The organism is Methylomonas sp. Kb3, from assembly GCF_002834115.1.
In the GTDB taxonomy this organism is placed as follows: Bacteria; Pseudomonadota; Gammaproteobacteria; order Methylococcales; family Methylomonadaceae; genus Methylomonas; species Methylomonas defluvii.
Map to the genome: position 1 here is coordinate 235,682 of NZ_PIZT01000069.1, position 24,324 is coordinate 260,005.

Below are 24,324 nucleotides of genomic sequence, written 5' to 3' on the forward strand. Positions count from 1 at the left end.
AACCGGCTCAAAGTTTAAGGCTGGCCTTTAAATACAACAATGCCAACAGCAAATACACCACAAAGCTCAAACCCAACAGCCACGGCTTACCTTTAGGTCTGGCCCATGCCGGCAAATGTGGCGGCAGCATTTTGTGGTTGATCAGATACAAAGCCACCGGAAACATGATGGTGCCGCCGAAGCCGATGATGGCGCTGGTTAAAATTAGCGGGCCGGGGGCGTCGAGTTGCATGGTCAGCGAGGTGATGAGCGTCAGCAAGCCCAGAAAGATGTAATACCAGCGCCGGGCCGGCAGACGGCGGCTTTTCGGAAACAAGGTCAAAATAATATCGGTCTGGATACGGCTGACCGCGTCGGCGGTGGCCAGCCAGGTGTCGGTTAAAAACGCGGCCGCCACCACTAAAAACAGCAATCGACCGATCTCGCCCCAACTCACCGCAAAAAACTGGCTTTGCACCACCGCCAGTTCGTATTCCTGCGGCAGCAAACCTTTTGGGAACAGCAGCGCATAAGCCAGCAGACAGGTCATCAGCGTGGTAAGTAGATTGCCGATAATGCCGACCAATATGTCCGCGCTTAAAAATCGCCGCCAGGTCGACCAGTTTTTTGCGCTTTCCGCTTCGTCGGCGGGCAGGAAGCCGTCGCTCAATACCGCTTCTTCCGCACCACCTAAACCAGTGATGCGGCCCACCAGGCCGGCCATGCCGGCGCCTTTGTCGCGTAACCAGTACGAATAAAACAAAATCCAGAAGCCACCGAGGCCGGCGAAAGTAATGGCCGTTAGTAATTTGCTGGCATCGCCGCTATCCCAAGCGCGCGGCATGTCGCCGACCGGGCCGAGCAGGCCCATGCTGAATTCCGGCAACGCCTTTAACACATCGCTTTGCAAGCATGCGGATAACAGCCCGACCACGGTGACCACCGCGACCAGTTTCATGAAGCGTTCTATCAGCGTATAAACCACGCCGCTGGCGAGAATAGCGGAAACGAACACCGCAATCGAGGTGTAGCCCCAAAACAGGCTTTGCCCGCGTTGCGTCCAGCCATCCGGCCAGTGCGTCAATTCCGCCATCGCCGTGCCGCCGGCCGAAGCAAACGCACCGAACCACAAGAACGACACGGTCATCAGCAGCCACAGAAAGATCCCAAAGCCGCGATGCAAACGAATAAATCCGTGGAAAATGCTTTCGCCGGTCAGCATGGTGTAACGGCCAATTTCCAGGTTCAACGGATATTGCAGCAAACAGGCCGGGACCAGCAGCCATAAAAAAGTCAGGCCGTATTTGGCAATCATGTAAGGCCACCAGATCAACTCGCCGCTGCCTTGCGCTAGCGCCATCCACACCACGCCGGGCCCAAGCGCCGCCCACCAACCGGGGAAGGCTGGGACACTGTGGCGAGTTAGAGATTGCAAGTCGGTATTGTTCATGGTTTGCAAAAATGAAAGCTTTGTTGGAAAAGCCGCCATTTCCGCAAATTTGCCTGGATTTGGCAAATCCGGTTAACAATAGGGTGGATGTTACTGGTGGAAATGGGAAAACCAGGGGTTTTCAGCGTTTCTTGGAAATTTGTTTGGGTGAGACGCCAAAATGTTTACTAAAAGCCAGGCTGAAGTTGCTGGTGTGCCTGTAACCCACCATCTCTGCCACCAAGCTGACGGGTTGCCGAGTCGACGCCAATGCGCGATAAGCATGCTGCATTCTGATCTCGGTCACTACGCCATAAGGAGAATTATTAAAATAATGTTGGAACAGATTTTTTAACTTGAATGGAGTGATGCCCAGGGTTTTTGCCAGGTTTTCCAGTGAGGGTGGATCTTGGTAATGTAGTTCGAGGATCTCGCGGGCTTGGTCAGCCATGTGCCGGCTGGCTTGGTCGAATCTGGAATAAGCGTATTTTTCAGGTCGGCACAGTCCGTTAAGTTCGTTAGCCAGTATCGTCATGACATGGCCGTTTAAGGTTAGCGGTGCTAAAGGGGCGCTGAGGTCACATCCCAGTAATTGCCGGGCAGAAATCATGCTTTGAGTATGGCTTGGCCGGCTGCTTAACAGTTGCAAGGCATTGTTCCGGAAGAAAAATGCCGATTCATTTTCGCCCAAATAACGGTCCATCCAGCGCTTGCCGATTGAAAAACGCAATTGCTTTATAGGCTGATTTGCTTGATACCGGCGTTCGCCGTGACTGCTGTCGAAACTGGTAATCGTGGTATGGCCTGCGCTGAATGTCAGCTCCTGCTTGTCGCTGTCGATGAAGCGGGTGTGACCGGTTATCCCAAGCGTTACTACCAGGCGTGGTTCGCCGAAATCGATTTTGCTGGTGATCGCCAGATCGTGCAGGGGGTGATAGGTCGTTTCTATGTAACTCAGGGACGGATCGAGCTGAAAAATTAGCGATCTGCCCTCGCCAAGCTGAGAAGGTAAGGATTGACGCCAGCAATGTTGTTGCTGACCGGGTTGCATAGATAATTCGTCACTGTGCAGCCTTTTGTATCCTGCCTTTTTTCTGTCGGTCATGTCGTGAAATGTCCTTGGCCTGGAAAATTTGCCCACCTCTTGGGCATACGACTTACTTTTACAATAATTTGTGACATAACACTAATTTTTAGCATAAATCGGTTTGAATCGGTCTGTTTTACCGAACGAATTGGATGCGTGTTTTTTCTTATCTTGTTGTTTTATATGTTTTACTAAATCGGTGGCATAGGGATTGATAGGTAGTTTTGGGTTGCTTCCCTACTTAAACCTCAGATTGCGCGGAATCGCAATCAGCAGGAATGATTAGGGGTAATTCGCCAATTACAAAATAACTATCAAGATTTTCGAGAGGACACGATGAAAAACTATAAATACCTGCTGTTAGCCGCAACGCTGGGGCTATCTACACAAGTTCAAGCCGCACCAGGTTGTAGCGCCGCTAATTTGAACGGCAGCTATGTGCTGTATCAAAACAGCGTAGCGCTGGCTAATCTGCATACCGGACGTTGTGAAATTACGGTTCTTAACGGCGTCGTCGGCGGTTCATGCGCATTCACTACCACGCAAAGCGGGGTGATCACTCCGGGTTTCGCCGGCCCGGTCAGCGGTACCGCGACGATGAACACCGATTGCTCGGCTGTGGCGCAATTAGATTTTTCGCCGGCGCCGAATGTCACCGTGCAATCATTCTTTGATTTGCAATTTACCCCGGACAAACAATCGTTTATCGGGCAATGGACCAATAATTTCGGCTTATTGGGCACCTCCTCCGGCACCCGTTTCTCGCCGTTCCTGCCCTCCACACCCGCGCAATAAGGCCTGCTGATTATGACAACTAAATCTATAAAGCTGGCCTTGGCGGTTGCGGCCGCATTATTGGCGCCCGGCGCTAACGCGGCGGTTTACAATTTTGTGCAAACCGGTTTTGACGACGGGGCGACCATTTCCGGTAGTTTTACCGTGAATGACGCCAATCACTCCGGGCAAATTAACGTGGGAAGCGCCAATTTCGGGATGAATTTCAATGAAATCTCGGCGTTTTCTTTGTCGTTCTCGGGTAACTCTATCGTCGCTGCGTTTACTCATAACCTGGCTGATTTGTCGGCGATGGTCTACAACCTCAACAGCCCGTATCTCGGCGACGAGATTAACGGCGCGCAACAAGAACTGATTGCCACCAATTACTTTGGCACCACTGGCTTTGATTATTACAGCGGCATGGGCTTTGGCGGTTTCGGCGGCGCGGTATTCGATAAAGCCAACAATGCAACATCTTACAGCTACGAATTGGTGTCGGTAACGCCAGCCGCCGTGCCGGTTCCTGGCGCAGTTTGGTTGTTTGGATCGGTGCTGACCGGGTTTATCGGTATGAAGCAGCGCAAAGCTTGATAGCCGGTTGCAAGGCTTGGTTAGCAAAAACGCCCGTTAAGGGCGTTTTTTTTACTGATCGCTCCTTGTTGAAGTGGGGCGCAATCAATTCGTAACGGTCAGGCAGTTTTTTGCAGCTTTTTCAAAATGCTTTTACTGATCCGTTCCACAAAGTCTTCGGGATTTTCGTAGTCATGCTCCCGGATAAACTCCACGACCGATGACACCAATTTTTTGGTGTCGGTGATTTCCTGGTGCGATCTGCCGCAACCGCCGCAGTGGGTGCCTTCGGATGTGCATTGGTCGATACAAGGTTGGTATTTCATAGAGTGTTCTCAAAGGTTAATGGCTAAATGGTGATTATTGTAAGTGGCGGCAGTGAGTTACCGCAAAACTTAACGCTAACATCGGGTCTGTCGATTCTGATGTTTGGCAAATTGCTGCTTACGTTATTTTGATCACTGTGGTCATGGCAGCATAAGTTATTGAAATTCATCAAATATTAAGTTAAATAACATAGTTCAATAACTTGAATTAAATAATTCTAATATTACAATATAGTTTGCTTTAATTTGTTATAGCTAATTGACCGCTTCAGGCTTCCGGCTGTAGTCAATCATAAAAACTGTTTCTACATTTCACAGAATTCCAGCTTTTTTGATGGTTTCAAGGGCGGAAAGGTCTTGATGATCTTGGTAGGGAGCAATAGCAAATTGACGTTATTTTTGACTTTCGAAAGGCGAATTATGAAAAAAATCTGCACAGACAATCAACAAACGGTCCGGCACGTCCCCTCGTCAGTAACAACAGGTCTCGGCTTATTGGGTTTGTTGGCGACTGGCATGCTGCCTCTCGGCTTTAGCTCGGCGGTTAGCGCCGATGACACAATCGAAAACTCCCTGGTTGATGAAGTGGTACTGGAAAAAGTCATCGTCACCGACAAGTTTCCCGGGGTAAAGGCCTTAAACGCTTCAGACATGGAAGCGGATATTCTCACCAGCAAGCGCGCGGCGGTTAGTGACACCGCTAAACTCCTGGAAGATACGCCGGGGGTGAGTTTATACGGTGCCGGCGGCGTCTCCAGTTTGCCGGTGATACACGGTTTGAACGACGACCGGGTGAAAATCGACATCAACGGTATGACGCTGACCTCGGCTTGCGCCAATCATATGAATCCGCCGTTGTCATATATCGACCGCAGCAATATCGGCAAGATCACCATTTTGACCGGGGTGACGCCGGTGAGCTTGGGCGGCGACAGTATCGGCGGCACGATTTCCGTGCAAACGCCCGATCCGGTATTTGCCGAGCCGGGCAAGGATATTTTGCTGGACGGCAGCGTATCCTCGTTTTACCGCAGCAACGGCGACGCCTTTGGCGGCAGCATCGCTGCCGGCGTGGCGACGCAAAACGTGCGGCTGGACTATACCGGTTCGCACACCGAAAGCATGAATTACAACGACGGCAACGGCCAGATCGTCAAATCCACCGCTTACGAGAATCAAAACCACTCGGCGGCTTTATCCTTCAAAACCGATAAACATTTGGTCGTGATTCGCGGCGGTCAGCAGCATATACCGTTCCAGGGTTTTCCCAATCAGCGGATGGACTTGACCAACAACGACAGCATCTTCGGCAATATCATGCACAAAGGCAGTTTCGATTGGGGTTCGCTGGAGAGCAAATTCTATTTCGAAAGCACCCAGCACAGCATGGATATTGGCGAGGACAAACACAGCCAGTTTCTGGATGGCACGGCCAGTGGCGGTACATTTGCGCCGCCCAACGATCAAATGCCGATGGAAACCCGTGGCCGCAACCTGGGGTATAAAATCCAAGCGGAAATTCCCTTCAACAAACGCGACACTTTCCGCATCGGCAACGAATATCACAGCAACAAAATCAACGATTACTGGCCGGCGGTCCACACCAATACCAGTATTGCCGCCAATAATACCGACGCCCGCAGTGCGTATTGGATGATGGCGCCGGAAGCGTATTTGAATATCAACAACGGCGAACGCGACCGGGTGGGCTTTTTTGGCGAGTGGGAAGCCAATTGGGATGCCAAATGGCGCAGTTTGTTGGGTCTACGTTACGATCACACCACCACTAATACCGGTGAGGTTCAACCCTATAACCCCGATTTGATCAACACCGGCCCGACTCGTGCCGTGGATAGAGCCGGCGCGATTACCGCGTTAAATGCTGCCAATGCTTTCAACGCCCGCGACCGCGAGCGTAGCAACGACACCTTTGATGTGACCGCTCTGGTGCAATTCACCCCCAACGACATGAGCCAATACGAATTGGGTTACGCCCGGAAAAACCGCGCGCCTAATTTATACGAACGCTATGTCTGGGGCGCGCGCAATATGGACATGGCGATGATAGGCTGGCATGGCGACGGCAACGGTTACGTCGGCAATATGGATTTAACCGAGGAAACCGCGCACACCGTCAGCTTGACCGCCGCATTCCACGAACCGAAAAACAATCTGTGGGAAGTGAATGTCACGCCGTATTTCACCTATGTGAACAACTTCATCGACGTGGACCGCTGCATTAGTGCCTCCAATGCGGCGGCCAGCGGTTGCAAAGCCACACCGCAAACCGCCACCAACAGCTTCGTCTATCTGCAATATGCCAATCACGACGCCCGGCTGTGGGGGATGGATGTATCCGGCCGGACGCGGATTTATAAAGACCAAACCGTCGGTGAATTTGCCGCCCACACCACCATGAGTTACGTGCGCGGCGAGCGCATGGACGGCGGCAATCTGTATCACATGATGCCGTTCAACATGAAGCTGAGCTTGGATCACCGCTTGAGCAGTTGGCAAAGCGCGATAGAAATGCAGTTCGTCGACGGTAAGGACGACGTGCAGGCCATCCGCAACGAAACCGAGACGGCGGCGTATATTTTGTTAAACGCCAGAACCGGTTACGAGTGGGGCAAAGTGCGTTTTGATGTGGGTCTGGATAACGTGCTGGATAAGCAGTATTACCATCCTTTAGCAGGAGCCTATCTGGGCGACCGCTACGGCATGAATCCAACCGCAGCCGCCAATGTCACCGTGCCCTGGGGCAGAAACATCGCCGGCATGGGCCGCTCGGCGTTTGTGGGCTTGACGATCAAGTTCTGATGCCGGGTGTGAGAATCAGTGGAAATTGATTGAACGAAGCTATTTGATTGTTGTGTCACGACCCAGGTGGGTTTTGACACAATGATTGGAAAATACCGGGTTTTTAGCCTTAATCGGAGTTCATCTTTACGGCGTGGTGTTGTTGTGACTTTGGGTTGAGGCAATTATCGGCCAATTTGAGACCTTCGTGGTTGATTTCTGAATGGCCGGTTTATATCAGAAACTGCTCATTTAACGCCGCAAATAACCCGACGCAAAAAGCGCGCAGCGGTTTTGCGGTCAGAGTTAATTTGTCTTGTTATGAATCTCTTCTGGTATGCCAAAATTCTCTCATGCTTTTTAGGTAGTCCTTCACAGCATTCTCAACCTGTTTCTTGCCAAGCCCTTGCTGCTTAAATATTTTACTGATAGTTTTTCGTAGTATTTTATCCCATGTTGGCTCAAAACCTGTGGCTGGCACCTCAATAAGGATTCTACCTTTATCTTCCATCATTAGAGAGCTAACCTTGTCACCCGACTTGCCTTCCAAGAGATAAAACCCGTTATTCCGCAAAACGCCGTCAACTAAAGCATGGTGCTTATTTGCGCTAAACCCAATTGCGAATTCTATTTCAACAGGGCGAAAACTTCTTATGATCAGAAGAATCTTATTTTTCGAGGTTAAAGCCGTACCCCACTGAACTAAAACATCTCCCGGTGGCTGCGTTCTGTGAGCATTTATGTACTCTACAATATCTTGACGTTCTTTTGCGTCAACAATAATTGCTGGTATTGGCCTACCATTGGCCCATTCTGGATCGATAATTACGCCATCATCAATAATGGAGACTGTGGTTATAGTTACTAAACGCTCAAACAATCCGATACTCCTTTATCAAATATGAATCTACTTCGCTTACCTCACCAACAGAGTCTGAAACTCTCAGAGTATATTTATCGACACGGCCAGATTGAATCAGGTGAGGGTCAAACTGAAACATACACCAGTTAGTGACGGCGGATTTTTCTGCTATTTCTACAGGTGAGACAAAGGGCGTAACCTCATGTCCTATTATTGAATTTTTCAAGGCCGGAGAATGCTGAAGAATCAAATTACCTATAGTCCCATCTTTCCGAATAAATGTAATTAATAGCTCAATTCTTTGGATGGCATTTGGCGCAGATGCCTGATTGATAACTGAAAGATTAAACCCAAAGATGTATTCATCATCCGAACATCGATAGTTGATCCCTTCAATTAGATAGAGCTTCAATTTTTCCTTTTTGGAATTAAACTCCTCTTGCGCAATTGATAGCGCTTTCTGTGCGATACGAACGCTCCTAGCGGCATATAAGGCCGAAAAAAGCGCAGCGACAAGCGAAACTACTGAAATCAAAAGTTCGTTGGTCAATTAGAAGCTCCAGTAATCTGATGCGTAACTTGTAATTAGAAAGTTCTGTATATCATCGAAACCAAGTACATATGGCTCGAAAACATCAATCGCTGACATTGAACCAATGTTAGGCGATAGACCGCAACGGGTCGTTTGCGTCGAAAAAGCCCTTGTGGGAAAAATAATTTTCAGCAATATTGCTCAATATTAAAACCGTTATTACGGGTTTATTCGGTCGGTGAAAGCAAACTACAGGTAGCGCAGCCCCAGGTCTAAACATGCTCATCACGTTGTTTACCCCGGTCTGGCCGGGGCAGCTAACATGGTGGTTAAGTAATCGGTTGCTCGGCCGCTGGCTATTCGGTTTCCGCTAAACGGTAGACATAAATCGTTGCGCCGATCACCGCCGCCTGGCCCATCACTAAATTGACGATAGGGAGCGTCAAGCCCAGGCCGGTCAAGCCGCCGAAGCTCAATACCCCCCAACGGGTTTGCTGCATGAATTGTTTCTGTTCTGGAAACGACAGGCCGCGTTCTTCCAGTGGATACGCCAGAAATTCCATCGCGATGCCCCAGGCGGCAAATACCGCCCAGATAAAGGGTGCGATCAGATTGACCACCGGTATCAGAAACAGCAGCAGCAATGGCAGTACCCGCAACAATAGATAGCCGACCCGGCGCAGTTCACCAAAAAACACCTTATCCCAAGGCAGTTCGGCTTTGACCACGCTGCCGCCGCTGATCAGTTGCAGCGTCTTAGCCGCAAGCTGGCTGTAATACGGCGCGGCGATCAGGTTGGCGAACAGGGTGAAGGTGAAGAAGCCAATCACTAAAAAGCTGATAAAAAACAGCGGCCACAATATCCAATTCAGCCAGGACAACCAGTCCGGGATAAAGGAATGAATCAAAGCCGATACCGAATGGTAGCCCAGCACGAAAGCGCCGGTGTACAACACCATATTGATGAACAAGGGTATCAACAGGTATTTGCGCAGTTCGGGGTGGGTGAGCATTTTTACGCCCTGCCACAAGCAGTTCAGCGCAAAGACAGGGTTATTGCCGCGCGGTAAATTTAACATGCTGCCAAACTCCTTACCCCGTGCAGACCGGGGTCGATAACCACGCCGCGTTCGGTGACGATGGCGCTAATCAGGGCGGCCGGGGTGACGTCGAACACCGGGTTCCAGGCGTGCACCAGCGAGCCGTCGTTTAAGTAACAATCCGCCAACAATTCTTTGGGATTGCGTTGTTCTATTTCGATACTTTCGCCATTCTCCATGCTGAAGTCGAAGGTGGAAGAGGGCGCGGCCACCATCATTTTTACCCCGTGTTGTTTGGCCAAAACCGCCAGCGAATAGGTGCCAATCTTGTTGGCGACGTCGCCGTTGGCGGCGATGCGGTCGGCGCCGACGATGATCCAGTCGATTTTGCCGGATTTCATCAGCCAGGCCGCCGCCGAATCGGCGATCAGCGTGGCGGGGATGCCGTCTTGCGCTAGTTCCCATACCGTCAAACGCGCGCCTTGCAGCCAAGGCCGAGTCTCGTCGGCGTAGACGTTTTGCAATTGACCGCGCTTGTGCAAACTACGAATCACGCCCAGCGCGGTGCCGTAACCGCCGGTGGCCAACGCGCCGGCGTTGCAATGCGTTAGCACAGCCTTAGCATTGCCGATGACATCCGCGCCGCGCTCGCCCATCGCGTGGTTGGCAGCGATGTCCTCGGCGTGGATTTGCTCGGCCAATTGAGTCAATGCGGCGACGGGTTCCGGCGGATTTTCCGCTAGCAGGCCGCGCATTTTATCCAGCGCCCAGAACAGGTTTACCGCCGTCGGCCGCGAGGTGGCCAGCTGTCGAATGTCTTGTTCTACAGCAGATTGCCAATCGCCGTTCGGATAATGTTGTATCGCCGATAACACCACGCCGTAAGCCGCGGCGATGCCTATGGCCGGGGCGCCGCGCACCCGCATCGAGGCGATGGCCTCGGTGACGCCGGCGGCGTCGCTGTATTCGTCGTAGGTGATGGTTTCCGGCAGCAAGCGCTGGTCCAACACTTTCATGCTGTGTCCGCTCCATTGCAAGGCATGTACGGAAAGTTTTTGCGTTGTAGTCATGATGATTTCGTCTAAATCTATATTTGAGGAGGTTATGAAATGCCCGGCAACTGCTCTTTTCCCTATGCGCTTGAGGTAAAAGCGCGGCGAATTTGCGTTGAAAAGGCAAATCAGATGCGGCGGTAGTCCGTTGTACGAGTGCTATTTTAAGGTGTTTTTGCACTTACTGCCGGGGGATATTGACTTCCCGTTGGCTGCGATCCGTGTCGATACGATGGCGGGGCGCTGGGTTTTCGCGCAGGCGAGACGGTAAAGCGCCCCCGTCCCATTCCGGCATCATGACGTTCAGCAAAATTAAATTGGAGTGTGGGTCGGAGTGGGTGGCGGCCTGCGCTGTTCTCCGCAGGCGAGCAAGCCGGCTAACGAGGTATAATCGCCGCTTTGCATATCGGGAGAACCCATGCTGGTCGACCTTCTCATTCAAGCCCGTTGGATAATACCGGTAGAGCCGGCGTCCGAAATCCATGAGCACGCCAGTCTTGTGATAGATGACGGCAGAATTGTCGATTTGTTACCGACCGAGCAGGCCATGTCAAAGTACCAAGCCCGACAGCTCGAAGTGTTGGATCAGCATGCACTGATTCCGGGTTTGATTAACTGCCATACCCACGCCGCGATGTCCTTGCTGCGCGGGATTGCCGACGATCTGCATTTAATGGATTGGCTGCAAAACCATATCTGGCCGGCCGAGCAAAAATGGGTCAGCGAAGCATTTGTCAGGGATGGCACCGATCTGGCGATTGCCGAGATGCTGCGCTGCGGCACGACTTGTTTTAATGACATGTATTTCTTTCCGGAAATCGTCGCGCAACAAGCCATGCAACACGGCATACGCGCCAATATCGGTTTGATCGTGTTCGATTTTCCGACCGTCTGGGCGGAAAACGCGGATGCCTATCTGACCAAGGGTTTGGCGCTGCACGAGCAACTCCGGCATGAAACTTTGATCAGCACCTCGTTTGCGCCGCACGCGCCATACACCGTGTCGGACGGACCTTTGCGTAATGTCATCACCTACGCCGACGAGATGAACTTGACGGTGCATATGCACTTGCACGAAACCGCGCACGAAGTCGACGAGCAAAAAAGTAAAAACGGCCAAACGCCGCTACAGCGTTTACATGAATTGGGCTTGCTGACGCCATCGTTTATAGCGGTGCATATGACGCAATTGTCCAGCGAGGACATCCAACTTTACGCGGAAACCGGCGGCCACATCGTGCATTGTCCGGAATCCAATTTGAAACTGGCCAGCGGCTTTTGTCCGGTGGCGGCGTGTCTGGCTGCGGGTATCAATGTGGCCTTGGGCACCGACGGTGCCGCCAGCAATAACGATCTGGATGTGCTGTCGGAAATGCGTACTGCAGCCTTGCTGGGTAAGGGGGTAGCAGGCGATGCCAGCGCGGTGTCGGCGACGACAGCGTTGGAAATGGCGACTATTAACGGCGCCAAGGCCTTGGGTTTGGACGCTGAAATCGGTTCACTGGTTATCGGCAAAGCGGCCGACGTGGTGGCGATAGATCTGAGTGAACTGGAAACTCAACCCTTGTTCAATCCGCTGGCGCAAATCGTCTATGCCGCCGGCCGGCATCAGGTGACTGATGTTTGGATTAACGGCAAGCAGTTACTGCGCAAGCGCGAATTGACCTCGTTTGATGTTCCGGCTCTGCGACAAAAAGTCACGCTTTGGCAAGAACGCTTGCAAGAACATCCAGCGAATTAACAGCCATTTTAGAAGTCGCCGAGAGGCCTTGTTAAAGGCCATTCAAGCCGTGGTACTGAATTCAAGATCAGGGTCGGAAGTTGGCGCATGACGAATAACCTAGTAATACAGTAAACTATAGCCCCATGAACAGGTTGGCATTATGACAGCGACAGAAAACGTACATCCTCACGAAATTCATAAGTTCGGCTCGCAAGCCGAGCGTTGGTGGGATCCGAACGGCGAATTTAAAACCTTGCATGACGTCAATCCTTTGCGCTTGCAGTTCATTCAGCAATACGCTGATTTGTCAGGCAAGCGGGTGGTGGATGTCGGTTGCGGCGGTGGGATTCTTACCGAAGGTTTGGCGAAAGCCGGCGCGGATGCCTTGGGTGTGGATTTAAGCGAAGACTTGCTGGATATTGCCGATTTGCATGGCCTGGAAACCGGCGTCAACGCCAGTTACCGGAAAATCAGCGCCGAACAACTGGCCGAGGAACAGCCGGCCGGCTTCGATCATGTCACCTGCATGGAAATGCTGGAGCACGTGCCCGATCCGGCGTCCATCATTGCCGCGTGCGCAACACTGGTTAAGCCCGGCGGCATGGTGTTTTTCTCGACTTTGAACCGGGTGCCGAAAGCCTGGTTGCTGGCTATCGTCGCCGCCGAGCATGTGCTGAAAATGGTACCCAAAGGTACGCACGACTATAAAACCTTTATCAAGCCTTCCGAATTGGGGCAGATGGCCAGAAGCGTAGGGCTTGAGTTACAAGGGATGGTCGGTATCGAATACAGCCCCTTCAGCAAGCGCTTTAGTTTGGGTAAAGATATAGACGTCAACTATATAGCGGCGTTTCAGCGCCCCGAGTAAGCCAGCATGACTGGATTTAAACTGGATTGCGTGCTGTTTGATCTGGACGGGACCTTGGTCGATACCGCACCCGATCTGATCGCCTGTTTGAACAAGACGCTGCTGGCCCACGGTTTTCCGGAAGCGCCTGCGGAGACAGTGCGGCCCTTCATTTCCCACGGTGCCATGCCGATGATCAGGCATTGCGTGAGCGTTGAAGACAGCTTGGCGCAGCAGATGCTGGCCTTTATGCTGGATACCTACGAACAGAATATCGCCGAACATAGCCGTTTTTTTCACGGCATTGCCGATAGTTTGGAAGCGATAGAACAACTGGGTTTGAAGTGGGGCGTAGTCACCAACAAAAAATCCCGTTTTACCGTGCCCTTGATGGAGGCGATGCAACTCAGCGACCGAGCCGCCTGCATTATCAGTGGCGATACCACTGCCAATAGCAAGCCGCATCCGGAACCGATGTTGGCCGCCTGCCGTCAAGCCGGGGTAGCGCCGGAGAATTGCGTGTATATCGGCGATGCGATACACGACATTACCGCCGGCAAACGCGCGAATATGAAAACCCTGGCGGCACTATACGGTTATTTGCAAAGCGACGATCAGCCCGATACCTGGGGTGCCGACGCTTTGATCGAACAGCCGCCTCAATTGATGGAATGGATACACGCTAATTTATGTCATTAAGCAATAAGGTTTTACTGATTACCGGAGCCGGCGGCGGTCTGGGCGGCACGGCGGCGCTGGCATTAGCCGGGCAGGGCGCGCAAATCATTCTGCTGGATAAAAGCATTCCCAAGCTGGAAAAAATCTACGATGCGATTGTCGCTGCCGGCGGTCCTGAACCGGTGATGTATCCCTTCGATTTGGCCGGTGCCAGTGAAGCGCAATACGAAGAAATGGCCGAAGCGATAGCGCAACGCTACGGTGCTTTGCATGGCGTATTGCATGCGGCCGTGGAGTTTAGCGCTTACAGCCCCATCGCCAATTACAAAACCAAGGATTGGGGACATGCCTTAAACGTCAACCTCAGTGCGCCTTTCCTGTTGTGCCGGGTGTTGTTGCCTTTGCTGCAACGCAGCGAGCATGCTTCCATCGTGTTTATTTCCGATTCCTCGGCGCGTAAAGTCCAGGCTTATTCAGGTGCTTACGGCGTAGCGAAAATCGCGCTGGAAGGCTTAGCCGGTATTCTGGCCCTAGAACTGGAAGCAGCTGGAAAAATCCGTGTTAATACTTTGGTCCCGGGACCGGTGGATTCGCCATTACGGAAGAAAGCTTTCCCGGCCGAAGATAAAACCAGGCTGCCAAGCATGAACAGCTTGGACCCGCTGTATGTTTACTTATTCAGCGACGCCAGTATCGGCAAGACCGGTCAAATTATTGACGCCCAAACTTTCAAACCTTAAGAAACTTATGGCAGACAGAGAAGTTGTATTTTTAACCCGCGACGTCAACATCGTCACCATTCCGGACGGCAACCACGGCACCTTGAGTAAAGGTCAGGAAGTGACCATCCATCAGGCCTTGGGCAGCAATTACACCGTGGTGACCGATTACGGCCATATGGTACGGATCGCCGGGATTGACGCCGATGCCTTGGGCAAGGAAACCCAGCATTTGCATACCCTAGTGTCGGAAACCGACAGCAAGGCGGTGGAAAAGAACTGTTGGGAAGTGATGAAAACCGTCTACGACCCGGAAATCCCTGTCAACATCGTCGATTTGGGTTTGGTTTACCATTGCAGCGCCAAGCCTAACGCCGATGGTGGCAACGATGTGCATATTCAGATGACCTTGACCGCGCCCGGATGCGGCATGGGTCCGGTCATCCAAAGCGACGTGGAAAAATGCATCCGCGCCTTGCCCGGCGTCAGTTCGGTTGATGTCGAAGTGGTGTTAGATCCGCCCTGGTCGCGGGAAATGATGTCGGAAGTCGCGCAAGTACAGTTGGGTTTGTTTTAAAAGTCGGCAAAGGGAGGCGGCGGCAGTTAAGCGGCGGAAAATTGCCGCTTGCTGAAGAAAACTGCGGTTGTTTGTGTTTAAGTCATTGTATTTTATAAATATAAAATAATTGGCACGCTCTTGGCTTTATTCTCCTTGAAGTTTGATTCAAGACTCGGGGAACCGTCATGAGAGATAAAGCAGCCGATTTAGCGATAGTCAGTAATAAAACCTTTGAAGCGTCAACCGCTGTCAATTTGCATCACTACGATATCAGTAGTGCTTTGCAGACTTCATTGGAATTCAACGAGTTGATCGCCATTTTCTGCGACAAAATTCAAAATACCATTCCGCATAACGGCTTTGAATACATCAACGAAGATTTCGATTTGGAATTCAAACGCGGCGTGATGGCCCGCCACTCTTGCAGCTATGCCCTAAAAGTCGAAGAGCAGCAGCTGGGCGAGTTGAAACTAACCCGTAGCAATCGCTTCAGCAAAGATGAGCTGAAAATGCTGGAAAGCCTGTTGTGTTGCCTGATTTACCCACTAAGAAATGCCACCTTGTTTCAGCAAGCATTGAAAATGGCATTCACCGACCCTTTAACCAAAACCAATAACCGCACCGCGTTTAACGACTGTTTGCTGCGCGAAATCAAACGTGCGCATCGTAATTCGCAGCATTTGTCGGTGATTTTTGTGGATGTCGATCACTTCAAGCATATCAACGACGATTACGGGCATGCTTGCGGCGATTTGGCTTTGTCGTCATTGGCCGGCTGGTTGAAAGACAGTGTGCGCGGCAGCGACGCGGTGTTTCGTTACGGCGGCGAAGAGTTTGTGATTTTGCTGAGCGATACCGACATCGACGGTGCGATGGTGATAGGCGAGCGCATCCGCGCAGATATTGAATCGCACACTTTGGCTTATGGCATGGACGTGTTGAATCTGACCGCCAGTTTGGGAGTTGCAGCCTTAAAAGGTAGCGATAGCCCGGAATTCTTGCTCAAACGGGCCGACGCCGCGATGTATCAAGCCAAACAACGCGGTAGAAACCGGGTAGAAGTGGGATATTGATTCGGTTTTCGCACTGCGGCCATCAGACGGCGATAGTCGCTTAACCCACTTTAAAGCGATAGCCCACACCCGACTCGGTCAGCAAATATTTCGGCTGAGTCGGATCGCTTTCCAGCTTTTGCCGCAATTGGCTCATGTAAATCCGCAAGTAATGCGGATTTTCCTGATACGACGGCCCCCACACTTCCTTCAAAATTTGCTGATGCGTCAAAACTTTGCCGGCATGCTTGATCAGCACGCAGAGCAAGCGGTATTGAATCGGCGTCAGATGAATGTCGTTGCCATCGACGCTGACTACCCGATTGCGCAAATCCACTTTCAGTGCATCAACGACAAACACCTCGTCCTGAGCATGTTCCGCCGGTCGGCTGGCATGCCGCAAAGCCACCCGTATGCGCGCCAACAGCTCGCCAAATCCAAACGGCTTGGTTAGGTAATCGTCCGCGCCAGCGTCCAAGGCGTCGATTTTTTGCTGTTCGTTACTGCGCGCCGACAGCACGATGATAGGCATGGCCGACCAGCCGCGCACACTCTTGATCACCTCGACGCCATCCATATCCGGCAAGCCTAAATCCAGAATCAGCAAATCCGGTTTACGCACGCCGGCTTCAATCAGGCCTTGTTTGCCGGTCTCGGCTTCGAATACCGCAAAGTCGTGCGTCGCCAGACTGGTACGCAAAAAGCGCCGGATCGGTGGATCGTCTTCGATCACGATAATAACGGGATGCGTTTTAGCCATGGCCAAAATCCAGTGGGATTATGTTCATTCCTCCGGCTCCATAAGCGGAGGGGATTCGTCGTTGGGTAGCGCGAAGGTAAAGATCGCACCGCCCCCCGGTTTGTTGTTAGCGCGAATCCGGCCGCCATGCACTTCGACAATGGCTCGGCAAATCGCCAGCCCCAAGCCGACGCCGCTTTGCGCCGATTCATGACGGGCTTGGTAAAATTTCTCGAACAATTTATCCTCCAGACCTTTGGGAATACCGGGGCCGTGATCGGCGACCGAAATTTCCATCGTATTGCCGACGTATTGGGCAAACACTTCAAGTTCGGAGCCCGCAGCGGTATAGCGCACGGCGTTTTCCAATAGATTAATCAACACCTGCTCTATCATCACCGCATCGACAAACACCAATGGAATCCCCGGCGGCAGACTGACGCTGACTTTTCGGCCGGCCAGGTGTTTTTGCAAGCGCGTTAGGACGGTGCCGATAATTTCTTCGACAGGATGCCACTGTTTGTTTAATTCCACCACGCCGGCGTCGAGTCTGGCCATGTCCAGAATATTATTCACCAAATTGGCCATCCGTTCGGCTTCGTCATAGATGGCACGGCCGAGTTCCAGCCGGTGCTGGGCCTGTAAATGGCCTTCGTCTTCGACTAAGGCGCTGGCTGAGCCGATGATCGTCGACAACGGGGTCCGCAAGTCGTGAGAAATTGCGCTGAGTAAGGAGTTGCGCAGCCGTTCGGCCTCGATTTGTAATTGCGTTGATTTGGCCTGTTCGGCAAAGCGTAAACGGGCGACGGCCTGGCCGATTTGCCGCAAAAAGGTTTCCAGTAATTTTTGCTGCTCCGGCAAAAACACCCGGCGTAAATTGACCGGTAACAGCGCCAATACGCCGATGGCTTTGTCTTCGTCTTGAATCGGAAAATAAATCGCCGCGCTGCCGGGTAAGGTATGGGTGCCGTGCCCGGCCATTTCGTTGTGATCGTAGACCCACTGCGCCACGCTCAAATCCGCGCCGCGCAAGGATTGAGGCAGGCCGTGTTGTTTGGGATAGACTAGCCGTCCGCCCGGATTGGCAAATAAAATGACATTGCGGCTGCTGAATTCGGCGTATAGGTGTTTAACCGCCGTCGCGACGATCTGCTGTTCGCTTTGCGCCACCGCCAGCTCCTTACTCATGGCGTATAGCGCAGCGGCGCGGCGTTCGCGATGCGCGGCAACCTTGGCCTGCGCACGGACGTTGACCATTAGATTGCTGATGACAAATGCCACCACCAGCATGGCCAACAACGTGATCAGATATTGGCTATCGGCTACCGACAGACTGTAGAAAGGCTGCACGAACAGCACGTCGAATACGCCGACGCTGAGCAAAGACGCCAACACCGAAGGCCCGCGCCCGAAATGGGTGGCGACAAACACCACGCCGAGTAAATACACCATCACCACATTGGCCAGTTCCACCTTGCCGAACAACATTTTACCCACTGCCGTGCAGAGCAAGGTCACCGCCATCGCCCACAGATAGCCGCGATAGCGGCGGCGAGTTTTACTGGGGATGCGTTGTCGGAGGCCGGGTAGGGGTGATTTCTTGAATAAAGACAGCTCGGCTTCCAGTTCCTCGCGTTCGCCCAGTTGCGGGCTGCCCAGCAGGTAAATATTGATATTGTGAGCGTGGCTGATCAATACATCGACCACAGAACCCAACAGCCAGCGCCGCCAGCCGCGGCGGCTGGGTTTGCCGACCACGATTTTGTTGATATTGCGTTCGCGGGCAAAACGGATCAACGCTTCGCTCATCTCCGGCGCGCTGAGCGTCACCGTCTCGGCGCCGAGCTGTTCGGCCAGCCGCAATACCCGCAAAATCCCGTCGCGCTTTTCGGCGGGCAAGCGCGCCAATTCGGGCGTTTCCACGTAAACCACGATCCAGGCCGAACGCAGGCTGGTCGCCAAGCGCTTGCCGGCTCTGACCAGACGCTCAGCCAGCACATTCGGGCCTATGCACACCATCAGCCTTTCGTTGACCTGCCAGACTTCGCGGATGGCGTTGTCCTCACGATAATCCAGCATCTGCGCGTCGACGCGATTGGTGGTTTGCCGCAAGGCCAGTTCGCGCAGCGCAATCAGGTTGCCTTTACGGAAAAAATTCTGAATCGCGTGTTGGGCTTGCTGCGGCAAATAGACTTTGCCTTCTCGTAGGCGCAGCAACAATTCGTCCGGCGGCAAATCCACCAGCTCGACTTCGTCGGCATCCTCGAATACCGTATCCGGCACGGTTTCCCAGATGCGGACGCCGGCGATTTGGCCGACATCGTCGTTTAGGCTTTCCAGATGTTGCACGTTCAGCGCGGTATACACATCAATCCCGGCTTCCAGCAATTCGCGAATATCTTGCCAGCGTTTCGGATGGCGCGAGCCGGGTGCGTTGGTGTGCGCCAACTCGTCGACCAAGATGATGGCCGGCCGCCGTTTTAAGGCAGCATCAATATCAAACTCCTGCAACACTGCGCCTTTGTAGTCGATCTTGCGGGTTGGGAGGATTTCCAAGCCCGCCAACAGCGCTTCGGTGTCGGCGCGACCATGGGTTTCCACCAGACCGACGATCACATCAAGATTTTCCGCGCGGCGTTCCCGTGCGGCTAGCAACATCGCATAACTTTTCCCGACCCCGGCCGCCGCGCCGAAAAAAATCTTCAGGCGGCCGCGTTTGGCCTTGGCTTTGTCGCGTTCGACGCGGGCCAGTAGTTGATCGGGGTCCAGGCGTGCTTCGTTCATGGTCGAGTAGTTTGCGTAGCGGCGTCCAAAGCCAGATTTAAACTCAAGACGTTGACTCTAGGTTCGCCGAATATTCGCCATTGCCTTGGCTCGCTATGCGATTCGACCAAATCCCGAGCGACACTTTCCGGCAATTTGCGCGCTTTGGCTACGCGCTTGATTTGGTAATGGGCCGCCGCAATACTGATGTGCGGGTCCAAGCCGCTGGCGGATGCGGTAACCAAATCCACAGGCACCAGAGCACGATTGTCCGGGTCGAGTTGCTGTAGTGCTTGAATGCGCAGTTTTACCGCGTCGCTCAAGGCCGGATTGGTCGGGCCGAGGTTGGAACCACCGGAGGCGGCGGCATTGTAAGGGTAGGGCGCGGTCGCCGACGGCCGGCCCCAAAAATAGCGGGCCTGGCTGAAGCTTTGACCGATTAGAGCAGAGCCGATGGCTTGGCCTTGTTTGTCTTGTATCAGGCTACCGTTGGCTTGGGCAGGAAAAACGCTTTGCGCCAGCAAAGTAACCAGCGCCGGATAGAGGCCGCCGGTGAGAAAGGTCATGAGCAACAGGAGGGTGGCAGCAGGTCTGAAATAGCTTGTCATGTTGTTCTCCCTACACCAGATTCATCGTTACCAGAATTAAATCAATCGCCTTGATACCGATAAACGGCACTATCAAACCGCCAACACCGTAGACCAGCAAATTGTTTTGCAACAGTTTTTCAGCGCCGAGCGGCTGATATTTGATGCCTTTCAAAGCCAAGGGGATCAAGGCGATGATGATCAGCGCATTGAATATCACCGCCGACAGTATAGCGCTGGCCGGGGTGGCCAAACCCATGACGTTCAAAACGTTCAAAGCCGGATAGGTGGTGGCAAACGCGGCCGGGATGATGGCGAAGTATTTGGCCACGTCGTTGGCCACACTAAAGGTGGTCAACGCCCCGCGCGTCATCAACATTTGCTTGCCGGTCTCGACGATCTCGATCAATTTGGTCGGGTTGGAATCCAGATCGACCATATTGCCGGCTTCCTTGGCGGCTTGAGTGCCGCTGTTCATCGCTACCGCCACATCGGCTTGCGCCAGCGCCGGTGCGTCGTTGGTGCCGTCGCCGGTCATCGCCACTAATCTGCCGTCAGCCTGATGTTGCCGAATCAAAGCCAGCTTGGCTTCCGGCGTGGCTTCCGCTAGAAAGTCATCGACACCGGCCTCGGCGGCAATCGCCGCAGCGGTCAGACGATTGTCGCCGGTGATCATGATGGTTTTGATGCCCATCTGCCGCAGTTCGATAAAGCGTTCCTTGATGCCGCCTTTGACGATGTCTTTTAACTCGATGACGCCCAGGGCCTGCTTGCCATCGGCCACCACCAGCGGCGTGCTACCGCGCCTAGCCACATCGACGACCATTTTCTGGATCTCGTCGGGAAAGCGGCCGCCTTGTTCGGTCACATACTGCTTAATCGCATCTTCGGCACCTTTACGGATTTGCCGCATGTTTTCGCTCCCTCGCCCTTCGGGAGAGGGCTGGGGTGAGGGGAAATTGACCCCGCTCATCCGGGTCTGGGCGCTGAAGTGGATAAAGGTGGCGCCCAGGGATTGCACGTCGCGCTCGCGCAAACCAAACTTTTGTTTGGCCAGCACGACGATGCTACGGCCTTCCGGGGTTTCATCGGTTAATGACGCCAGTTGCGCGGCATCGGCCAACTGCTTCTCGCTGATACCCTTGGCTGGTATGAAAGCCGCAGCCTGCCGATTGCCTAAAGTAATGGTGCCGGTTTTATCCAATAACAGTACATCCACATCGCCGGCCGCTTCCACGGCGCGGCCGGAGGTGGCAATGACATTTTTCTGCATCATCCGGCCGATCCCGGCTACACCAATGGCCGACAGCAAGCCGCCTATGGTGGTGGGAATCAAGCACACCAACAGAGCCACCAGCACGGTGATCGAAATTGGGTGGCCCGCGCCGGCCGTTTCCACGCTGTACAGCGAGAAAGGCAGTAAGGTTACAGTAGCCATCAAAAACACCAGCGTCAGCGCTACCAGCAGGATGGTCAAGGCAATTTCGTTCGGGGTTTTCTGCCGCTTGGCGCCTTCCACCATCGAAATCATCCGGTCCAGAAAGGTTTCGCCGGGGTTAGCGGAAATCCGCACCACCAGCCAATCCGATAATACCCGGGTGCCGCCGGTCACCGAACTGAAATCGCCGCCGGATTCGCGGATCACCGGTGCGCTTTCGCCGGTGATGGCGCTTTCGTCCACCGAGGCCACGCCTTCGATGACATCGCCATCGCCGGGTACAAAATCCCCCGCTTCGATCAACACCACATCGCCTTTCACCAGGCTGGAGCCGGCGATTTTGGCGTAGTTACTGCCGTAACGCGGTTCATCCAGCTTTTTGGCGGCAATATCGCGCTTGGCGGTGCGCAAGAAAGCCGCCTGCGCTTTGCTGCGGCCCTCCGCGGCCGCTTCGGCGAAGTTGGCGAACAGCACCGTAAACCACAACCAGACCGTGATAGTTAAGATAAAACTTGCGGATTCCTCGCTATCACCGGCCAAAGCTTGCAGCCATAACAGCGTAGTGAGCGGGCTGCCCAGATACACGACAAACATCACCGGATTTTTCCATTGTTGCTGCGGCGTCAGTTTTTTAAAGGCTTCCCAAACCGCTTGCTTGAGCAGGTCCGAGTCGAATAAGGAAGAAGAGAGCGCTTTGTGAGTCATATGCTTACCTGCCTGGAAATCAAGAATGAGCGAGCATGTGTAACTGCTCAACGATAGGGCCCAAGGCCAGCGCCGGCACAAAGGTCAGCGCGCCGACCATTAACACCGTGATAATCAGTAACACCGCGAACAAGGGCGTATGGGTGGGTAAGGTGCCGGGGCCGACCGGTACGTGTTTTTTGGCGGCCAGCGAGCCGGCGATGGCTAATACCGGAATCATCAACCCGTAACGCGATACCAGCATGGCCAAGCCCAGCAAGTAGTTATAAAACGGCACATTGGCCGATAAGCCGGCGAAGGCGCTGCCATTGTTATTGCCGGCGGATGACAAGGCATACAACACTTCGCTAAAGCCATGCGCACCGGGGTTGAGGATAGCTGCCTTGCCGGCTTCGGTCATCAAGGCTAGCGCCGTGCCGCCCAACACTAACAGTGGGGGAATCAAAATGATCACCGCTGCCATCTGCATTTCAAAGGCTTCGATTTTTTTACCCAGATATTCCGGCGTGCGGCCTATCATCAAACCGGCAATAAACACGGCGACCAGCGCGAACACGATCATGCCGTAAAGGCCCGAGCCCACGCCGCCGAAGATCACTTCGCCCAGCTGGATCAACCACATCGGTATCATGCCGCCGATGGGGGTGAACGAATCGTGCATGGCGTTCACCGAGCCGTTGGAGGCGGCGGTGGTCGCTACTGCCCACAGTGCGGAATTGACGATGCCGAAGCGGGCTTCCTTATCTTCCATATTGCCGCCGGGTTGCTGATTGGACGCGGCTTGATCAACGCCCAAACTCGCCAGCGCCGGATTGCCGTGTTGTTCGGCGGGCACGGTGACGAAAACCAGCGCCACAAACACTAGCGTCATCGCCGCCAACAGCGCCCAGCCTTGCCGGCTATCGCCGACCAGAAAACCAAAGGTATGGCATAGCGCGGCGGGGATTAACAGGATGGCGAGCATTTCCAAAAAGTTGCTCAGCGGCGTGGGATTTTCGTAAGGATGCGCCGAGTTGGCATTAAAAAAACCGCCGCCGTTGGTGCCAAGCTGCTTGATGGCGATTTGCGATGCTGCCGGGCCCAAGGCCAGGGTTTGTTCCTGGCTTTGTTGGGTTTGAGTGATGGGTTGGCCTTGTGCATCCAGCACAGCGTGTCCACCCGCATCAAGCGCTGGTGCCGAGTAAGTCAGCGGGTCTTGCAGCTTGACGGTGGCGTAGTGATCAACAGTTTGCACCACGCCTTGCCCCACCAGCACGACGGCCAGTAGCAACGAAAGCGGCAGCAGGATATACAAGGTCGAGCGGGTCATATCCACCCAAAAATTGCCGATGCTGTTGGTGTTACGCCGGCTGAAACCGCGTATCAAGGCCACCAGCACTGCCATGCCGCTGGCTGCCGACAAAAAGTTCTGCACCGTTAAACCGAGCATTTGCGTGAGGTAACTCATGCTGGCTTCACCGGCATAGCCTTGCCAATTGGTGTTGGTGGCAAAACTGATCGCGGTATTCAACGCTGAGTCGGAGTTGATGGCCGGTAAGGCCTGCGGATTGAGCGGCAACAGGTCTTGGCAGGTTTGCAAGCCATAAACCACCAGTAAACCCAGCACGTTAAAGACCAGCAATGCACCTGCGTATTGCTGCCAGCGCATATCTTGCTGGGTTTGGATGCCGCACAGCCGATACAGCCCGCGCTCAAGCCCGGCAAACCAAGTGTTGGCGACGATGGATTCGTCTTGAGACACCCGTGCCATGTACGTACCCAGCGGCTTGCTCAGCAGCAGTAAGGCCAGCAGATAGATAAATATTTGTAGGAAGCCGGTTTCGTTCATCAGAATTTCTCCGGATAAAACAGCGCGACGACCAGATAGATAAACACCAGCAGCGCCAAGCCGCCGCTTAATAAATAAATCCCGCTCATATAGACCTCCTGCAAAGATGCTTAAGCATTTTTTAGACCGGGCGAATACGTTAAACAGTCCAAAATTTTGGCGGTTTTGCCGCTGATCGCCTGAGTCACAATCTACCGATTGGCGGGTAAAAATGTCGTAAAAATTCCGGGGTG

22 protein-coding genes are annotated in these 24,324 nt (G+C 53.3%); 9 read left to right on the forward strand and 13 right to left on the reverse strand.

All coding sequences use genetic code 11. The annotated features are described in order from the left end of the window. Positions 1-7: 7 nt before the first annotated feature. On the reverse strand, positions 8-1,429 hold the full coding sequence (locus CWO84_RS22210) for an Nramp family divalent metal transporter (protein ID WP_240618124.1): 1,422 nt from the start codon (positions 1,427-1,429) through the stop codon (positions 8-10). Between the two features lie 121 nt (positions 1,430-1,550). Then, complete coding sequence (locus tag CWO84_RS22215; protein WP_101055300.1) at positions 1,551-2,513, reverse strand: AraC family transcriptional regulator; 963 nt, start codon at positions 2,511-2,513, stop codon at positions 1,551-1,553. A 318-nt stretch (positions 2,514-2,831) separates the two neighbouring features. On the opposite strand from CWO84_RS22215, the gene CWO84_RS22220 reads away from it, so the two are divergent. After that, on the forward strand, positions 2,832-3,290 hold the full coding sequence (locus CWO84_RS22220) for a hypothetical protein (protein WP_101055302.1): 459 nt from the start codon (positions 2,832-2,834) through the stop codon (positions 3,288-3,290). Between the two features lie 12 nt (positions 3,291-3,302). Then, entirely contained in the window at positions 3,303-3,863 is a 561-nt protein-coding gene (locus tag CWO84_RS22225; RefSeq protein WP_101055304.1) for a hypothetical protein, read from the forward strand. A 98-nt stretch (positions 3,864-3,961) separates the two neighbouring features. Here CWO84_RS22225 and CWO84_RS22230 read toward each other — a convergent pair whose 3' ends face one another. Next, positions 3,962-4,168, reverse strand: a complete 207-nt coding sequence (locus CWO84_RS22230) for a DUF1289 domain-containing protein (RefSeq protein WP_101055306.1) — start codon at positions 4,166-4,168, stop codon at positions 3,962-3,964. 420 nt (positions 4,169-4,588) lie between these two features. Between CWO84_RS22230 and CWO84_RS22235 the strand changes: the two genes are divergently transcribed. After that, the gene (locus tag CWO84_RS22235) at positions 4,589-6,988 is read left to right on the forward strand and encodes a TonB-dependent receptor (RefSeq protein ID WP_240618125.1); all 2,400 of its coding nucleotides are present in this window, start codon (positions 4,589-4,591) and stop codon (positions 6,986-6,988) included. 298 nt (positions 6,989-7,286) lie between these two features. Here the strand turns inward: CWO84_RS22235 and CWO84_RS22240 are convergent, their stop codons facing one another. The 4 genes from CWO84_RS22240 to mtnA all read right to left on the reverse strand — a co-directional run bounded on the left by CWO84_RS22240 (position 7,287) and on the right by mtnA (position 10,471). After that, on the reverse strand, positions 7,287-7,847 hold the full coding sequence (locus tag CWO84_RS22240) for a hypothetical protein (protein WP_101055310.1): 561 nt from the start codon (positions 7,845-7,847) through the stop codon (positions 7,287-7,289). Beyond that, positions 7,840-8,379 (reverse strand): hypothetical protein, encoded by a 540-nt coding sequence (locus tag CWO84_RS22245; protein ID WP_101055312.1) that lies wholly within the window; start codon positions 8,377-8,379, stop codon positions 7,840-7,842. Before CWO84_RS22245 ends, CWO84_RS22240 begins: the two co-directional genes overlap by 8 nt. 338 nt (positions 8,380-8,717) lie before the next feature. After that, complete coding sequence (gene cysZ / locus CWO84_RS22250; protein ID WP_101055314.1) at positions 8,718-9,440, reverse strand: sulfate transporter CysZ; 723 nt, start codon at positions 9,438-9,440, stop codon at positions 8,718-8,720. Then, on the reverse strand, positions 9,434-10,471 hold the full coding sequence (mtnA, locus tag CWO84_RS22255) for an S-methyl-5-thioribose-1-phosphate isomerase (protein WP_101055316.1): 1,038 nt from the start codon (positions 10,469-10,471) through the stop codon (positions 9,434-9,436). Before mtnA ends, cysZ begins: the two co-directional genes overlap by 7 nt. Positions 10,472-10,871: 400 nt before the next feature. Between mtnA and CWO84_RS22260 the strand changes: the two genes are divergently transcribed. The 6 genes from CWO84_RS22260 to CWO84_RS22285 all read left to right on the forward strand — a co-directional run bounded on the left by CWO84_RS22260 (position 10,872) and on the right by CWO84_RS22285 (position 16,052). Continuing rightward, positions 10,872-12,194 carry a TRZ/ATZ family hydrolase gene (locus CWO84_RS22260; RefSeq protein WP_101055318.1) on the forward strand — a complete coding sequence of 441 codons (1,323 nt, stop codon included), beginning with the start codon at positions 10,872-10,874 and terminating at the stop codon, positions 12,192-12,194. A gap of 142 nt (positions 12,195-12,336) precedes the next feature. Further along, on the forward strand, positions 12,337-13,044 hold the full coding sequence (ubiG, locus tag CWO84_RS22265; RefSeq protein ID WP_084153198.1) for a bifunctional 2-polyprenyl-6-hydroxyphenol methylase/3-demethylubiquinol 3-O-methyltransferase UbiG: 708 nt from the start codon (positions 12,337-12,339) through the stop codon (positions 13,042-13,044). A gap of 6 nt (positions 13,045-13,050) precedes the next feature. Continuing rightward, positions 13,051-13,722 (forward strand): HAD-IA family hydrolase, encoded by a 672-nt coding sequence (locus CWO84_RS22270; protein WP_033155278.1) that lies wholly within the window; start codon positions 13,051-13,053, stop codon positions 13,720-13,722. Continuing rightward, positions 13,713-14,441, forward strand: a complete 729-nt coding sequence (locus tag CWO84_RS22275) for an SDR family NAD(P)-dependent oxidoreductase (protein WP_033155277.1) — start codon at positions 13,713-13,715, stop codon at positions 14,439-14,441. Before CWO84_RS22270 ends, CWO84_RS22275 begins: the two co-directional genes overlap by 10 nt. A gap of 7 nt (positions 14,442-14,448) precedes the next feature. Next, positions 14,449-14,997 carry a putative Fe-S cluster assembly protein SufT gene (gene sufT / locus CWO84_RS22280; RefSeq protein WP_033155276.1) on the forward strand — a complete coding sequence of 183 codons (549 nt, stop codon included), beginning with the start codon at positions 14,449-14,451 and terminating at the stop codon, positions 14,995-14,997. 167 nt (positions 14,998-15,164) lie between these two features. After that, positions 15,165-16,052: a GGDEF domain-containing protein gene (locus CWO84_RS22285; protein ID WP_033155275.1), complete on the forward strand. Its 888-nt coding sequence runs from the start codon at positions 15,165-15,167 to the stop codon at positions 16,050-16,052. 40 nt (positions 16,053-16,092) lie between these two features. On the opposite strand, the gene CWO84_RS22290 is transcribed toward CWO84_RS22285, so the two are convergent. The 6 genes from CWO84_RS22290 to CWO84_RS22315 are packed head-to-tail and all read right to left on the reverse strand — an operon-like array spanning position 16,093 to position 24,180. Then, positions 16,093-16,791, reverse strand: coding sequence for a response regulator (locus CWO84_RS22290; protein WP_101055320.1), 699 nt, complete (start codon positions 16,789-16,791; stop codon positions 16,093-16,095). A 24-nt stretch (positions 16,792-16,815) separates the two neighbouring features. After that, entirely contained in the window at positions 16,816-19,554 is a 2,739-nt protein-coding gene (locus CWO84_RS22295) for a sensor histidine kinase KdpD (RefSeq protein WP_101055322.1), read from the reverse strand. Next, positions 19,551-20,141, reverse strand: a complete 591-nt coding sequence (kdpC, locus tag CWO84_RS22300; RefSeq protein ID WP_101055324.1) for a potassium-transporting ATPase subunit KdpC — start codon at positions 20,139-20,141, stop codon at positions 19,551-19,553. The genes CWO84_RS22295 and kdpC overlap by 4 nt, the downstream gene beginning before the upstream one ends. A gap of 10 nt (positions 20,142-20,151) precedes the next feature. After that, positions 20,152-22,263, reverse strand: a complete 2,112-nt coding sequence (kdpB, locus tag CWO84_RS22305) for a potassium-transporting ATPase subunit KdpB (RefSeq protein WP_101055325.1) — start codon at positions 22,261-22,263, stop codon at positions 20,152-20,154. A 19-nt stretch (positions 22,264-22,282) separates the two neighbouring features. After that, complete coding sequence (gene kdpA / locus CWO84_RS22310; protein ID WP_101055328.1) at positions 22,283-24,091, reverse strand: potassium-transporting ATPase subunit KdpA; 1,809 nt, start codon at positions 24,089-24,091, stop codon at positions 22,283-22,285. Beyond that, a complete protein-coding gene (locus tag CWO84_RS22315) occupies positions 24,091-24,180 on the reverse strand; it encodes a potassium-transporting ATPase subunit F (protein ID WP_033155269.1) in 90 nt (29 codons plus the stop codon). Before CWO84_RS22315 ends, kdpA begins: the two co-directional genes overlap by 1 nt. Positions 24,181-24,324 lie beyond the last annotated feature (144 nt).